The organism is Brevibacterium sp. Lmc1 (assembly GCF_057654315.1).
Map to the genome: position 1 here is coordinate 3,107,293 of NZ_CM172803.1, position 15,383 is coordinate 3,122,675.

The window sequence follows — 15,383 nt, forward strand, 5'->3', positions numbered from 1 at the left end:
GCGAGGGGGATCCGATGCTCCCTGGAATCAGACGGTGACTTCCTGGGGCAGGAACACGGAGACGTCCCAGTTCTGCATGGCGTGTGCCGAGGCCCAGAAGTGGAGTTCGAAGACGCAGGCCTGCTCGAAGGCCGCCCGCATGCGGGCGGCTTCCTCGCTCGGTGCCTTCGCGAGTTCCTGTTCGAGGATCTGCACGGCGTGGCGGGTCGATTCGTCGAAGTCGGGTGAGTCGTAGGTCTGCACCCAGGTGCGGTAGGGGTGGTCGTCGGCCATCTGCCCGGCCCGGTCGACAAGCACCTTGCCCATATGGGCGTACACCCAGAAGCAGGGCAGCACTGAGGCGACGCCTTCGCCGTAGGATCGGCTGGCGGCCGTGGCGACGAGGAAGGACACGTAACCCAGCGTCGTCGGGGAGGCCTTGAAACGGGAGCCTTCCGCGGTGAGTTCTTCCAGCGCCGAGGCGAGTCGGGCATCGGCGAGCAGCTCTCCGTGCATCTCCTCTTCGACGGTGATCGCCTCAGCGGCGGATCCGGCCCAGAATCGGGATTCGTCACGGTCGACGGTCTTCGCGGCCAGGAACGACATGGCCTTGGCGTATCCGTTCAGGTAGAGGCTGTCCTGCGAGATGTAGTTGACGAAGGCCTTCGGATCGAGGCTGCCGTCGGCGAGCTGGGCGAGGAACGGCAGCTCTTCGATCTGCTTGACGATGGGGCGGACACGGTCCCACAGCTGGGTGGTCAATGGGCCGGCGGTAAAGGTGACGGTCATGGGAACTCCTTTGTGCTCGTATGACGTGGTGGTTCGTATGACGTGGTGGATCGACTGAGTTGGCGGTTCGCGTGAGGTGGTGGTCTGGCGGGATGGATATGTCAGGCGGGTCGACCGCGGACGATGTCGACCTGGTGGTCGACGGGTCCGTGGGCGCCCTCCGGGTTGAGGCTCAGCTGCCAGTCCGCGGCCGAGGTGAGAGCGCGAGCAAGATAATCGAGGGCATTGTCGACGGCCTCGCCGAGGATGTCCGACCCGATCTCTGTGCGTTCGCGGCCGAGGACGGCCACCTCGGCGGTGATCGCGGCTGACAGAGTGCACCCGGTTCCGTGCGTGTTCATCGTCGTCACGCGGGGGTGGGTGAACTCGCGGACCTGGCCATCGGCGGTGGCGAGGATGTCGATGACCTCGTCCTCGCTGCCGTGCCCGCCCTTGAGCAGGACAGCTCCGGGGCCGCGTTCGAGCAGGCGCCGAGCCTGGTCACGCATGGCTTCAGTCGTCTGCGCTTCGGGTTCGTCGTCGGAGATCAGCAGGGCCGCCTCGGGGAGGTTGGGGGTGATGAGGTCGGCGACCGGCAGCAGGTGGGTGCGCACGGCCTCGACGGCATCGGTCTCGAGGAGGCGGTGGCCGGAGGTCGCGATCATCACCGGGTCGACGGTATAGAAGCCGAGCCGGCCTTCGGCGGCGCGATCGACGACGAGTTCGACGAGGTCACGGCTGCCGAGCATCCCCGATTTCGTCGCATCGACGGGCAGGTCGCCGAGCACGGAGTCGAACTGATCGGCGACGAAATCGACGTCGATCGGATAGACGCGGGACACACCGTGCGTGTTCTGCGCGACGAGGGCGGTGATGACGGTCGTGCCCATGGTCTTCCGCGCGGTGAAGGTCTTGAGGTCGGCATGGATTCCGGCACCGCCGGAGGGATCGGTGCCGGCGATGGACAGGGTGATCGGCGGGCGGGTTGTCACTGTGCACTCCCGGCGTATGCGGCGAGCAGCTCCTCTGCTGCCGTCTTCGGATCGTCGGCCATGCAGATCGCCGAGACCACGCAGATCCCGATCAGCCCACGTCCCTGCAGGTCAGGAGCACGATCGGCGTTGATGCCGCCGATCGCGACCGCGGGGATGCCCGCTTCTGCCACCAGTTCCCCGAGGCGGTCCGGTCCGATTCCGTCGGGGGCGTCGGCTTTCGTGGAGGTGTCATAGACCGGTCCGATGCCGACGAGGTCGACGACTCCGGAGTCTCGGGCGGCGACGAATTCGTCGCTGTTCGCGGCCGAGAGACCGATGAGCGGTTCCGCACCCAGGGCGGCGCGCACCTCGACGACGGTGGTGTCAGTTTGGCCGACGTGGATGTGCACGTTCTCGCCTTCATCGATGAGGCGGCGGGCCACCTCGACGCGGTCGTTGAGGACGACGGGGACCGTGCGGTCGGTGTCGCGGGTGGCGGCATCGACGGCGGCGATGACCTGGCGGGTGAGCGAATAGAAGCCTGCATCGTCGATGTCTTTGTCGCGGACCTGGACGATGCCCACTCCCCCGGCGACGGCGGCCTGCACGGTCTCGGCGACGCTGCGGCCGGCGGCCTCGCATTGCGCGGAGTCGGTGACGAGGTAGAGGCGCGTGTCGATTCCGGCGAAGCGGTCGGCCGAGCCGTCTCGGTCGTTCACGGTCGCGCCGTCGTCAGCCGGGTTGTCAGCGATGTGGGCGGATCCGGCGGTCATGCCTGGACGCCTTCGCCGGCGGTTTCATTCGCAGAAGTGAGCGTGTCGAGGCCGATTCTCGCCTGTGCGAGTCGGTCACCGTCGACGGTGTGGAGTGCGTCGAGAAAGTTCACCGAGTAGCTGCCCGGACCCTTCGCACCATCGGCGGCGAGTTCCCCGGCGACCGCGAAGTGGGCGTGGGCGGCGACGACGGCTTCGAACTTCGCCGAGGCGGCCCCACCGTTCGCGGACTGCTCAGTGGCGTTGACGGCTGAGACGTCGGCGTCGGGGTCGGCGAGTCCGGCTCGGACGGCGGCCAGGTAGGCGACGGTGACGGCACCGAGTGAGCAGCCGGTGCCGATGACGAGCGGCATGAACTCATGTCCGCCGGAGATGCGGGCGACGTGGTCAGTGCCGTCGATGTGGGCAACGACGGCATCGGTTGGTCCGGAGACAGCGACGATGGCACCGGTTTCTCTGGCCAGTTTCGCGGCGGCGGGAAGGACGGCGTCGACTTCGTCGGTGGAGTCAACTCCACGACCGCCGAGTCCGACTCCGGCGAGTGCGGCGATCTCGGAGGCGTTGCCGCGGATGGCGGTCGGGTGATCGGCGGCGGCGCGGCGGATGCGGGAGGTGCGGAAGTCGACGGCGCCGACGCTCACGGGGTCGAGGACCCAGGGTTTTCCGGCGGTGTTGGCGACGTCGATGGCGGCATCGGCGGCGAGCAGCTGGTGGTTCGAGGCGGTGCCGAAGTTGACGAGGACTCCGCTTGCGATCCCGGCGAACTGTCCGGCATCGGCCTCGTGGTCGAGCATTGCCGGGGAGGCGCCGATGGCCAGGAGCACGTTGGCGCTGAACTGCTGCACGACGGTGTTCGTGATGCACTGGATGAGTGGATTGCTTGCGCGCAGTCGCGCATTCGCAGAACGCAGGTCGAAGTCAACCATGACGATCCCTTCGCTAGTATGGCCCAGATCAGGTTCGATGGGTGTTCTCTCAGCCTCGGTGTCCTCCGTGCGCAACTCTTTGGTGCGCACGGATCCTCATGAGGCACCCCATGTCATTGGCTCCGACTGTATCAGCCCGGTCGGACACGGGCGACTCCATACTCTGCTTGGATGCTCAGCACCGACCGCTCGACTCAACGTCGCTGTATCAAGCTATGCATTGCGCGCTCGACGCTAAGGCGAGCGGTCGGCAGAGGGAGCTTCACGCCCCACTACCCGCGCCCGACGTACCTCTGTCCGCGGCGGCTGAGCGCGTCGATGACGACGGCGGTGAGCAGGACGAGTGCGGTGATGATCTGCTGCGCATCGGAGTTGAAGCCGATGAGGTAGAGACCGTTGTTGATCGCACCGACGACCAGAGCACCGAGCACGGCTGCCCAGGCGGTTCCGCGTCCGCCGAACAGCGAGGTGCCGCCGATGACAGCTGCAGCGATCGCATTGAGTAGGTCCTGCGTGCTCACCAGCGTCGATCCCGCATTTGTCGTCACACCGGTCTTGATGAAGCCGAACAATGCGGCCAGCACTCCGGCTGCCATGAACACGCTGATGCGCACCCAGGTCACGCGAATGCCGGCACGCCGTGCAGCTTCGACCTTGCCGCCGACGGCGTAGATGGAACGACCGTAGCGGGTCTTGCGCAGCACGAGGTCGATGATGATCGCAATGACGATCATGAGGAAGAAAGGCATCGCCAGACCGAAGTCCTGATTGACGAGGATGAGGAACCCGAACACGATCGCGGCCAGCAGCACGATCCGCACGATCACAGAGGTCCAGCTCGGAGCGCTGAGACCCTCCCGGTGGCGGCGCAGCTTCGAATAGATGATGCCGCCGCCGAAGCCGATGATCGCGACGGCGCCGAAGATATAGGCCCAGATCGCAGGAAAGTAGAAGCTGGCGAAGTCGAAGGCGAAGGTGTCCGACATCGACAGGTTCTTCTGCGTGCCCAATGTCGTCAGAGTCAGACCGGTGAACGCGAGCAGACCGGCCAAGGTGACGACGAACGCCGGGATGCCGACGACGGCGAAGAACCAACCTTGAATCGCGCCGACGACCAGGCCGAGCAGCAGCATGATGACCAGCGCCAAGGCCGGCGGCACACCTTGCCTTACCACCAAGACACCGAGCAGCGAGGCGGCCAAACCGCCCAATTGCGCCAGAGACAGATCGATCTCGCCGAGGAGCAGGATGAGGTTGATGCCGAGAGCCAGGATCGCGAGGAACGCGACCTGAGTGGAGAGGTTGACTAGGTTGGCCGGAGAGATGAAGTTCGAGTCGGCCGACTGGAATACGATGACGATGACGATGAGTGCGAGGATGACCGGGAACGACCCCAGCTGCCCCTCTTTGACCCGGCGGACGAAGGTGCCGATCACGCCTTCGGACGAGATCCGCTCATCGGTGATGAAGGAATTGCGGGTCATCGACGCTCACCCCTCCGTGCGGCGCGTTTGGTCACGACATTGTCGCTGGCTCCGGTGATCGCGGCGACCAGCACATCGGTGCGCTCGTCACCGGGGAAATCACCGGCGTCCTTGCCCAGCCGCAGCACGTGCACCCGGTCGCACACCGCCTGCACATCGGCCATATTGTGGCTGACGAGCAGCACGCCGAGGTCGCGTTCTTTGAGCCGTTCGATGAGGTTGAGCACTTCGGCCGTCTGGGCGACGCCGAGTGCCGCCGTCGGTTCATCGAGCATGACCAAGGATGGTTCGCCGAGGAGGGACCGGGCGATCGCGACCGTCTGACGTTGACCGCCGGATAGGGCCGCGATCGGTACGCGCACGCTCGGGATCTTTGCCGAGAGGCTGCGCAGCAGCTCCCAGGATTTGGCTTCCATCGTCACTTCGTCGAGGACGCCGCCGCGGGTCTTCTCATGTCCGAGGAACAGGTTGGCCACCACGTCGAGGTTCTCGCACAGGGACAGATCCTGGAACACTGTGGCCACTCCGGCTTTCTGTGCATCCTTCGGGGAGGAGAATCTCTGCGCCGTCCCGTTCATGATGAGTTCGCCGTCATCGGCGGCGTGGACTCCGGCGATGACCTTGATCAGGGTCGATTTGCCGGCGCCGTTGTCGCCGACGAGGCCGACGACTTCGCCGCGACCGACGCTGAGATGGATGTCGGTCAGGGCTTGGACTGCACCGAACCGTTTGTTGATTCCGCGCAGTTCGAGCACCGGCTCGCTGTCGCTGCCCGGCGTCCGCGTCGCCTCAGTTGCCGGGTCGGGTGTCTCTGATGTCATCTGTTCCTACTTGTCGCAGTCGTTGACCCCGGCAGCCGGCGACCGGTGGCGGTCGCCGGCTCGAGGTCGGGCACGTCAGATTGTGAACGCGCACGCGCTCACTTCACGCCGGCATCGGCACAGAGCTTCTCCACCTTGCCTGTGCAGATGTCATCAGCTTTGATCTGGTCGCCGACGATGTCCTTGATGTTGTCCTTGGTCACGACCTTGGCCTCGACGAAGTCCGTCGGAGTGTCCTTATAGGTCGTTCCCGCATCGACGTCCTCTCCAGCGGCCAGGGCCACTGCGGCCTTCGCAGCGAATTCGGCCTGCGGTGGGATCGACTTGTAGATCGTGGCGAACTGGTCACCCTTGAGGATGTTCTGCAGACCGTCGACCTCGGCGTCCTGACCTGTCACGACGGGTTCGACCTTGGCTTTCTTCGTTGCGGCGATGACGCCACCGGCGGTGCCGTCGTTGGCAGAGTAGATCGCGATCGGCTTCTCGCCCTTGCCCTGCAGCTGACCTTCGACCCACTGGCGGGCGTCGTCGGGGTTCCAGTCGAGGGTGTCGTGGCTGGCGGCGATGTCCACGCCTGCGCCCTTGAGGGTCTCTTCGGCGCCGGCCTTGAAGTCCGCGGCGTTCGGGTCCTTCGGATCACCATTGACCATCCAGACCGGTCCCGATTTCGGGTCGACGCCGGCGTCTTTGAGCCCGTCGAGGACGGCCTGGCCCTGCAGGTTGCCGATCTTCTTGTTGTCGAACGAGGTGTAGTAATCCGCACCTTCGAAGAAGCGGTCGTAGGAGATGACCGGGATCTTCTTCGCTTCGGCTTTCGACAGCGCGGATGAGACTGCGGAAGCGTCGACGGGGTCGAGGACGATGGCGTCGACGCCTTCGGTCACGGCCGCCTCAATCTGTTGCTGCTGCTGAGTCGCGTCCTGATTGGCGTTGCGGTATTCGACCTTCGCGTCTGGGTTGGCTTCTTTGAGGTATTTCTCGAAGTTCGGCTTGTCGAGCGACTCGTACCGGGTGGTCTTCGACTCGGGCAGCAGCAGCGCGATGGTGACGTCCCCGTCGCCGCCGGATCCGCTGTCGGCCTCGTCGTTTCCCTGGCCCTTCTGATTGCCGCAGCCGCTGAGCGCAAGAGCGCCGATCGCGACGGAGGCACCGAGGAGCGCCAGCTTCTTGTGGGACTTAAGGTTGTGCCTCATTGTGAACCTTTCAATCTTTCTGACAACGTTGTCAGGCTGTTGAATATGATTCGCTGAACGCCGCCTGCTGTCAACTGTTTCGACAAAAATCTTCAGCGGGTGTCCGGCGGCTCTTCACCGCTGCCACGAGCGATGACGCACAGCGCATTGTCGAAATCGGGCACGCCGTCGTCGACTCGATCGCGCCGGTTCGCCTCCCCCGCAATCGGGCCATCCCCTTCGCCGAGGCGGTCCCCGCCCTCGCCAGCATCGCTGGGTTCGACACCGACCCGGAGTCGTCGGACCGCCTCGGCGGCGAGGGATTCGACGTTGCGATCGACGACGGTGACATCGAGGAGTTCGGCCGTGGGGAAATCGTCGATGCCGACCAGTGCCGGCCATTCGCCGAGGCGGCGGCAGGCGTCGATGGCACCTTGGGTCACTGTGGCGGACAGGGTGATCAGGGCTCCGGGTGCGCTGCGGGAACCGAGCCAGGCGGCGACGACGTTCTTCGCGCTGGCTTCGTCGTGGGCGTCTTCGCGCATATAGGCGCGCCAGCCGACGCCGCGGCGGCCGGCGATGGCGTCCTGGATTCCCTGCAGTCGGCGGGTGGTGATGAGGCTGGGCGAATGGTCGCCGATGACGCCGAGTGCCATGTGCCCGTGAGCGAGCAGCTGTTCGGCCGCGAGGCGTCCCGCCTCACGATCGTCGCCTGCGACGATGCTGATTCCAGGGCCTTCGACCGCTGGGTCGAGGGAGACGATTCGAGTGCCCGGCGCCGAGGCGGCTCGTGCGTAGGTCTCGGCCGCCTCGGGGTGGGCGCGGATGACGATGAGCCCGGTCAGGTCGTTGGCGAGGCATTCGTCGAGGAAGGCTTCCTCTCGGTTCGGGTCGTCACCGACCACGGTCACCACCGGGCGCAGGTCGAGGATTGCGAGCTCGGCTTCCACTGCGGCGAAGGCACGTGATTGGAAGGCGTCACCGGCGTCCGAGAGGACGACGCCGATATAGGGTGAGCGGCCTCCGGCACGCAAGCGTCTGGCCGTGGGGTTGAGGCGGAATCCGAGCTCTTCGGCGGCAGCTTCGACTTTCTCCGCCGTCGAGGCGGCAACGTGCTTTTCGCCGTTGAGGACGCGGGAGGCGGTTTTGATGCTCACGCCGGCACGCGCAGCGACCGTGGCCAGGGTCGGCCGATCGTTCTGCTTCGCCATGCGCACACCTTTGAGTCTGAGAACCGGTTCGTGAATCTGCGCATCGACGCACAGGCAACCGTTGGAATGATACTAACCGCTCGCGCGGCGGACTCAGTTGTGCTGGCCTGTCACCGTCCGGTTGAAGTCCAAGGCGGTCTCGACCCAGAATGCCAGCTGTTCGTCATCACAGACAGACTCTGCGCTCACGTTGATCCACCCCGGTCCCATGTCCCGACCGGTTCCCATCTCGGCTTGGGCAGCTTCGGGTCGTTTGAGGAGCTCATCGTGACGGTCGGGATCGATGTGCGCCAGCAGATCGCCCGTCTTACCAGCACTGACGATCATCTTCTCGTTGACCATGACCGCGCGGCCTCCGAACATCGAGACCTCTCGAACCACGGGCTCTTCGACAATGAGTGCACGGATTCGTTCGATAAGTGAAGTCTGCTCGGGAGTCATATCAGTGGCCTCCGGTCGGCTCTGCAGTGTTCCAAACGAGTGGTTTACGACGGTGATGCCTTTATCGAATTATGCCGTAACCGCTTGAAAATCAACATGAGTTCGACAAGATTGCCTGTATCGTCAAATCTCACAGTACGCCGCGATTGCGGAAGGACAGAGTGATTCCGAAATCCACAGTGGGCCGCTGGCTCTACGCCGCCGTGTCAGTTGTGTGTCTTCTTCTCCTGGGATTCTGCATTGTCGTAACCATCTGGGCGAGCACCATTGAGGACGGGTGGATCTCGGCCGGTGTCGCGATGATACTCACTTGGTTGTTCTGCGGACCGCTGATCCCCATCCCATTGGCCTGGTCACTCGGCCTGCTCATCGCCCGCAGACGCGCTCAGAAACATGGCGCCGATTCCGCCATCGGATCAACTCGTTGAACGTACTCGCCGAGGCGGGACTCCTTTCCGGAGTCCCGCCTCGGCGAGTGGCATGTTCTGCTGCGTCGAATCACCGACCGCTCAGCGCAGCGGCGAGCGCACGCACTGGCTCAGTCATCCTTCACTGAGCGCTCGAGTTGCCGTCGCTGTATCAAGTTATGCGACGAGCGGTCGCCGCTCAGGTGAGCGGTCGGCGTGGCCCCCTATGACTCAGCGAGCCACCGGGTTGGGCATCGTGCCCGCGTAGAGCAGTGATTCGGCTTGGTTGCCGATGTCGACCATCTGCTTCGTGTTCTTCAGCTGCAGCCGGTTGAGGCACGAATGAGCGAAGTGGTCGGCACGCAGATCCACGTCGCCGCTGACACCGCGCGCATCATCCGGGTGCTCCGCTTCGTAGTCGTCGAGGGTCTCGGCGACGATCGCCCAGAATCTCTCGGCCGGCAGCAGTCCATCGCCGTCGAGGATGCCGGAGAGGTGCCGCAGGACCCCGTCGAACATATCGGTGAACACCGACAGGGCCTTCTCCTCCCCCGACACCACGGCGCGGATGCGCTCGACATCGGCAGGCAGCTCGCGGTGGCCGAGCACGGCGACCTCCTCTCCGATGTCCTTCATGAACGCCCCGGTGACCACATGCTCGTCGAGGACGAGGATGAGGTTCTCCCCGTGCGGCATGAACACGAGATCGTGGGCCAGCAGCGCATGGACAAGCGGCTTCAGGTACGCCCGCAGGTAGCTGCGCAGCCATGCCGCGGTGCTCAGGCCTGATGCGCTGATGAGCTCGCCGGCCAGCGACACCCCCTGGTGATCCCGATGCAGCAGGGCGGCCATCGTGATGAGCTTCTGACCTGGTTCGATCTGCTCGACGGGGTTCTCCCGCCACAGGGCGGCGAGCATCTTCCGGTGCGGGTTCGTCTCCTTCGTCCGGTGGTAGACGTCCCCCGTGTACCCGAGCGCGGCACGCTCCCGCAGCACTCGGAAGCCCGCCTCGGCGAAGGTGGGGTCGGATCCCACCAAGCCAGCAACCCAGTCGTTGATGGCTGGAGTGTCGCGCATGTACTTCGGCGACAGCCCACGCAGGAATCCCATGTTCTGCACGGCGAGCGCGACCTTGACATACGGAGCTCCGGCCCGCGAGCGGTTGAAGAACGTGCGCAGGGACTGCTGCGCCTGGTGCTTATCGAGCCCTTCCCCGAGCGGCAGCAGATCGCCGCGCGCGATGTCCGCGGCGAAGGTGATCGCCAGGCGGTGGTCGGCCTGCCAGGGATGGATCGGCATGAGGTGGAAGTCCGCAGGATCCTGTCCCGCCGCCCGGATCCGGGACCCGAAGAGATCCCGTTCGGCGTCGCTGAGAGCCTCACCGAGGTGGCTCTCCTCGTCGAGTCCGATGCCCGTGGACAGATGGCTGAGTTCACGCCTCACTGCCACCCATTCGATGCGGTTGAGCCGTCCGTTCTCCGGCGCCCACTTGCAGAAGTCGCTGAGGCCGAAGCCGATGCGACCATTGTTCGCGAGGAACCCCGGGTGGCCTTCGGTCATGGCCGCCTCGGTGGTCTGGAAATCCGCTTCGACGAGTGCACGTGCATCGGGCCTGCGCCCGGCTCGAGCGTCCTCGAGTTTGTACGCGGCCCCGGCCAGGGTCGAGGCGAGTTCCTCGAGGTAGGTGGAGATGAGGTCCTCGGGGATGGAGAGTTCGTCTTGGAGTTCGACGACGAGTTCCTGCGCGTCGAGCGGAACCTCGGTACCGTCGCGCAACCGGGTGATGCTCGCTTCGTCGATCACCCAGTGTTCAAGCGGCAGCACGCGCGCGGTGAACGTGTATCGGCTGGCGCCGTCGATGCTCAGTTCCCAGGTCTCGCCTTCGCCATTCGCCGAGGCGGCTCCCCCGACCCGATGTGCACTGCCGTTCGCTGCGACCCCTTCACCCTCGCCGAGACTCACCGGTGCGATGAGTCGTTCGTGGGCGAATTCGGACAGGGCTTTGGCGACGAGGTGGCGCTGCACGACGGCGAACGCATCCCCGTTGAGGTGGGCGTACGGGACCGGTGGGGTTGCGAATGTCCGACCCGCGCGTGATTTGGTGGACCTCCGGTCACTGTCCGACTCGCCGGTCTCAGCCACGCGCGACTCCCGAGCACCGGCCGTGACGAACGGAGCCAGCGCGCTGGCTTCGAAATCCGCGCGAGTGCACACACTGACGAGCGCCGGTTTCTCGATCTCGCCCATCATGATGGTCGCTTCGGTGATGGGGGTGAAACCGGCAGCTCGGTTCTTCTCGATGATCGCGTCGTTCCTGGCATCGGGTTCGACGATGACGCGCTCGGCACCGCGTCCTCCCTGGTCAACAGGCTTCAGGCAGAAGTCGATGACCTCCGCCATGATGCGGTCGGTAAGGCCATGCACGGCCGGTCCTGCCGGCGGTGCGACGAGCAGGTGCATCCCGATGTCCGCGGGCCCGGTCGCCACGATGTTCTGCGGGATGAGGGTGTCCGGAGTGTAGGTTTCGACGTAGAAGCAGTCGGTGCCGTCGACGGAGCCAACCCAACCGGCGTCGTCCGCGGAGTCGCGAATGCCATCCAAGTAGGTCCGGACCTCGTTCTCGTCGAGGTCGGTCATCATCCAGTAGTGAGCGCGCGGGTGGGTCAGCCACCCGTGGATCCGGGCGGTGTCCCGGTCGACGTCGAGCGGACGGATGGTCACTGTCGCCGAGGCAGCCGTGAGCTTCACGTCCGAACTGCGGTCCGTGCGCGTACAGGTGGCGTTCGCACCAACCGCAGAATCGGTCGGGTCGGTTTCGTCCGCCTCGGCGGTGGTCAGGCTGGTGATGAGTTCGGTGGTCATACGTGTGACATCTCCTTGGAGTCGTCGAGTGCGAAGGCGGCATCGGGCACGGCATCGGATTCGTCGGCCGGGATCCCGAAGGTCTGGAAGGCGATGGTCCGTTCGATCGGATAGGGTTCCCGGCCGGTCACTGCGGCCAGCACCACCGAGGCCCGCCACGGGCCGAAGCCGAGGTCGGGGGCGGTCACGCCGTGGGTGTGCTCTTCGCCGTTGAGGACGTGGATGGTTCCTTCGTCGTTGATCGTGTAGTGGCGGCTGACGTCGAGGCGGCCTCGGGAGTCCAGACGGATGTCGTCGCCGAGAGGGCTGAGGAAGTCCGGGACCTGCGATTTGTATCCGGTGGCGGCGACCACGGACCCGGATCGCCGAGTAAACGTCTTGTCCAGTGCCGTGCTGCGGAAGCCGAGCAGGTATTCGCCGCTGATCGGATCAATCTCGGCGGTTTCGAGTTCGGCTTCGGAGACGAGGTTCGTCAGCAGCTGCCGCCCGCCGCGGCTGAGTCGGTAGAGAGTGTCGTGGATGTCGTCGACGAGGTCGGCGGAGATGCCCTTGTACAGCGTGCGCTGTTCCCGGCCGACCCGTTCGCGCAGCTCATCGGGCAGCGCCCGGAAGTGGTCGGTGTACTCCGGGGAGGTCATCTCAAGGGTGAGCTTCGTATACTCCATCGGGAAGAACCGCGGCGACCGGGTCACCCAGTCCAGGCGCACTCCGCGGTCTTCTGCGTCGTCGATCAGGTCACGGTAGATCTCAGCGGCGGACTGGCCGCTGCCGATGATCGTGATCGCCCCGGAGTCGAGCAGCGCTTCCCGGTTCTCGAGGTAGTCGGCGGTGTGGATGAGCGGGCCGGCAGCGGGCAAGCCGGCGGCACCGTCCCGGCCGGCAGCGGGCGAGTCGGCGGCTCCTCCCCCGAGCCCCTGCAGCGCAGGTGGCAGCACCGGCTGCGTTCCCACCCCGAGGACGAGATGCCGAGCGCGGTAGGTCTCGGTCGTCACGATCGAACCGGAGTCATCGACCACCTCGGCGAGGGCGGTGTACACACCGTCGTCCCTGGTCACGGACACGACGCGGCGGTTCCATCGCAGCGTATCCAGCTGGGCGGCTACCCACCGGCAGTATTCGTCGAATTCGGCGCGCAGGGGGTAGAAGGATTCGCGGATGTAGAACGGGTAGAGCCGCTTGCGCTCCTTGAGGAAGTTGAGGAACGAGTACGGCGAGGTGGGGTCGGCCATGGTGACGAGGTCGGCGAGGAACGGCACCTGGATGGTCGAGCCTTCGATCATCATGCCCGGGTGCCAGCGGAATTCGGGGCGCTGATCGAGGAAGATCGCGTCGACGTCGTCGAGCGGTTCCGACAGCGCGGCCAGGCCGAGTCCGAAGGGTCCGATGCCGACGCCGAGGATGTCGTGAATGTGTGTGGAATCTGCGCTCATGCTGCGCCTCCTTCTGTCGCTGCGTCCTCGAGGTCCCGGCCGGCGAGGATGCCGTGCCCGGTGGCACGGACGAGGTCGAGCACGGCGGTGACGTCGTCGATGCGGGTGTCGGGGTTGAGCAGGGTGAGTTTGAGCCACGGCGTGCCGTCGATGACGGTGCGGGCGATGGCGGCGCGGCCGGAGCGGAAGAGGACTCGGCGGATGAGCGGGACGAGTTCGTCGCAGGTGGCCTGGTCCGCGGTCTCCGGGGTGAATCTGAAGAGCACCGTGGACAGGTCCGAGGCGCCGAGCACTTCGAAGTCCGCCTGGTCCTCGAGCAGCGCCCGGACGTCGGTCGCGAGGTCGCAGACGGTGTCGAGCATCGATCCGATCTCCCCTGCTCCGCGGGCGCGCAGCGTCGTCCAGAGCTTGAGCGCGTCGAAGCGGCGGGTGGTCTGCAGGGACTTGTCGACCTGGTTCGGTTCGGCGTCGGCTTCTTGCGCTTCGGCTTCGGGATTGAGGTAGTCGTGGTGGTGGATCGTCGGCGCGAACAGGCTCGCGTCCCTGATGAGCAGGGCCGATGAGGACACGGGCTGGAAGAACGTCTTATGGAAGTCGATGGTCACCGAGGTGGCTCTGGAGATGCCGTCGAGCAGGTGGGCGCGTTGTGGGGCCCAGAGCAGTCCGCCGCCGTATGCGGCGTCGACGTGCAGCCACACGTTCGCTGATTCGCAGACCTCGGCGATGGTCTCAAGCGGGTCGATGACACCGAGGTCGGTGGTTCCGGCGGTGGCGACGACGGCCATGGGGATCTGGTCGTTCGCCTGGATCGCGAGGAGGCTGGCATTGAGTGCTTCGGCATCCATGCGGCCGGACCGGTCGGTCGGGACGGTCACGACCGCCTCGGCGTCGAGGCCGAGGAGGAATGCCGCACGGGACACGGAGAAGTGGGCTTGGTCGGTGGCAAGGATCCGCAGCCGGGACAGCAGGTCGCGGCGGTTGGGCGCGCCCAGGTCAGGGCCGCCTCGGCGGGATTCGGCGTCATCGGCCTCAACGTGTCCCGCTGCCTCGGCGAGGACGTCTTCGCGGGCGAGGAACAGTGCCTGGAGATTCGACTGGGTGCCTCCGGAGGTGAAGATTCCATCGCCGCCGGCGAAGCCGAGATGGCCGCAGGTCCAGTCGATGAGGCGGCGCTCCATGAGGGTGGCAACCTCGGATTGGTCGTAGGTGTCGACCGAGGTGTTGATGGCGGCGAGCATCGCTTCGGCGGCGACGGCGGGCACGGCGACCGGGCAGTTGAGGTGGGCGACGTAGCTGGGGTGGTGGAACCACACGGCATTGTCGGCGTAGAGAGCGTCGACCTCGCGCAGGGCTTCGGCGTTGCCGACGCCTGCGGTGTCGAGATCCACGGCGTCGACGGCGGCCTGGAGCCCGGAGCGTTCCTTCGCCGAGGCGGCCCGCTCAGTTGTGCGGAACCGATCGCCGAGGATGTCGACGACGTCGTGCATGAGCGATGTGTACTCGTCTGCGCTGTGGGCGCCGAGGAGGGCATCGGTGTGGGCGCCACGATCGCTGAAGGTGCCGGCGGCGTCCGGGTGGGGAATTTCGGGAGTCTGAAGGGGTGCTGAAGTGGGTGTCGCTTCGGTGTCGTAGAGCAGAGAAGTCGTCACTGTGAGGTTTCCTCCTTCGATGATGCGCACCGCGAAGCGCGGCTCGCATTAGGGAAACCTACCCTAAGTTCTTTTGTTCCCGAAGAGCCTCCGGGCGGATTCGATGACTACGGAAGTAGACCCCTCACCAAGGACGATGCCCCGCTTCCCAGCGTTCACACGGCAAGGCGGCCGTTCGCACTACGGGTGCATCGGCCGGAAAATGGGCGAGTGGCATTCGTCACATCGGGGTGTGTCATCCAGCATCGTGAGACCAAGGGCGCCCGGGTGACCGCGATTTGTTGGGTCGATCCACGGTGGTTTCAGACCGCAGAACACCGTGGATCGACCCAACAATTTGCTCAGGCACTGCAGAGTCACAGATTTCCGTTGAACAGCCAGGAATTCGCCCCGTGCCCTCAGCCGACCGCACACGCAAGAAGCCGCAGCCTCCGCTCAAACGCGGAAGCTGCGGCTTTTCATCGACCAGAGGCATCTCCGTCAGAT

General features: G+C 65.4%; 12 protein-coding genes and 1 riboswitch. All 12 genes read right to left on the bottom strand.

What is annotated here, in order from left to right:
* Positions 1-27: 27 nt before the first annotated feature.
* Positions 28-768 carry a TenA family protein gene (locus AC239G_RS13925; protein ID WP_487489081.1) on the bottom strand — a complete coding sequence of 247 codons (741 nt, stop codon included), beginning with the start codon at positions 766-768 and terminating at the stop codon, positions 28-30.
* A gap of 101 nt (positions 769-869) precedes the next feature.
* Positions 870-1,739, bottom strand: a complete 870-nt coding sequence (gene thiD, locus AC239G_RS13930) for a bifunctional hydroxymethylpyrimidine kinase/phosphomethylpyrimidine kinase (protein ID WP_487489082.1) — start codon at positions 1,737-1,739, stop codon at positions 870-872.
* Complete coding sequence (gene thiE / locus AC239G_RS13935) at positions 1,736-2,494, bottom strand: thiamine phosphate synthase (protein WP_487489083.1); 759 nt, start codon at positions 2,492-2,494, stop codon at positions 1,736-1,738. The genes thiD and thiE overlap by 4 nt, the downstream gene beginning before the upstream one ends.
* Positions 2,491-3,420 (bottom strand): hydroxyethylthiazole kinase, encoded by a 930-nt coding sequence (gene thiM, locus AC239G_RS13940; RefSeq protein ID WP_487489084.1) that lies wholly within the window; start codon positions 3,418-3,420, stop codon positions 2,491-2,493. Before thiM ends, thiE begins: the two co-directional genes overlap by 4 nt.
* A riboswitch (TPP riboswitch) is annotated at positions 3,408-3,541 on the bottom strand. Its footprint overlaps the gene before it by 13 nt.
* Before the next feature lie 151 nt (positions 3,542-3,692).
* A complete protein-coding gene (locus AC239G_RS13945; protein WP_139468402.1) occupies positions 3,693-4,904 on the bottom strand; it encodes a sugar ABC transporter permease in 1,212 nt (403 codons plus the stop codon).
* Positions 4,901-5,725 carry an ATP-binding cassette domain-containing protein gene (locus AC239G_RS13950; RefSeq protein WP_259357645.1) on the bottom strand — a complete coding sequence of 275 codons (825 nt, stop codon included), beginning with the start codon at positions 5,723-5,725 and terminating at the stop codon, positions 4,901-4,903. Before AC239G_RS13950 ends, AC239G_RS13945 begins: the two co-directional genes overlap by 4 nt.
* Before the next feature lie 98 nt (positions 5,726-5,823).
* Positions 5,824-6,918 (bottom strand): substrate-binding domain-containing protein, encoded by a 1,095-nt coding sequence (locus AC239G_RS13955; protein ID WP_487489085.1) that lies wholly within the window; start codon positions 6,916-6,918, stop codon positions 5,824-5,826.
* Positions 6,919-7,010: 92 nt separating this feature from the next.
* Positions 7,011-8,108 (bottom strand): LacI family DNA-binding transcriptional regulator, encoded by a 1,098-nt coding sequence (locus AC239G_RS13960; RefSeq protein WP_482400587.1) that lies wholly within the window; start codon positions 8,106-8,108, stop codon positions 7,011-7,013.
* Positions 8,109-8,201: 93 nt separating this feature from the next.
* Positions 8,202-8,549, bottom strand: a complete 348-nt coding sequence (locus AC239G_RS13965; RefSeq protein WP_487489086.1) for a TfoX/Sxy family protein — start codon at positions 8,547-8,549, stop codon at positions 8,202-8,204.
* A gap of 638 nt (positions 8,550-9,187) precedes the next feature.
* On the bottom strand, positions 9,188-11,818 hold the full coding sequence (locus AC239G_RS13970) for a GNAT family N-acetyltransferase (RefSeq protein WP_482400588.1): 2,631 nt from the start codon (positions 11,816-11,818) through the stop codon (positions 9,188-9,190).
* Entirely contained in the window at positions 11,815-13,248 is a 1,434-nt protein-coding gene (locus AC239G_RS13975) for a lysine N(6)-hydroxylase/L-ornithine N(5)-oxygenase family protein (protein ID WP_487489087.1), read from the bottom strand. The genes AC239G_RS13970 and AC239G_RS13975 overlap by 4 nt, the downstream gene beginning before the upstream one ends.
* On the bottom strand, positions 13,245-14,897 hold the full coding sequence (locus tag AC239G_RS13980) for a pyridoxal phosphate-dependent decarboxylase family protein (RefSeq protein ID WP_487489088.1): 1,653 nt from the start codon (positions 14,895-14,897) through the stop codon (positions 13,245-13,247). Before AC239G_RS13980 ends, AC239G_RS13975 begins: the two co-directional genes overlap by 4 nt.
* Between the last annotated feature and the right edge of the window lie 486 nt (positions 14,898-15,383).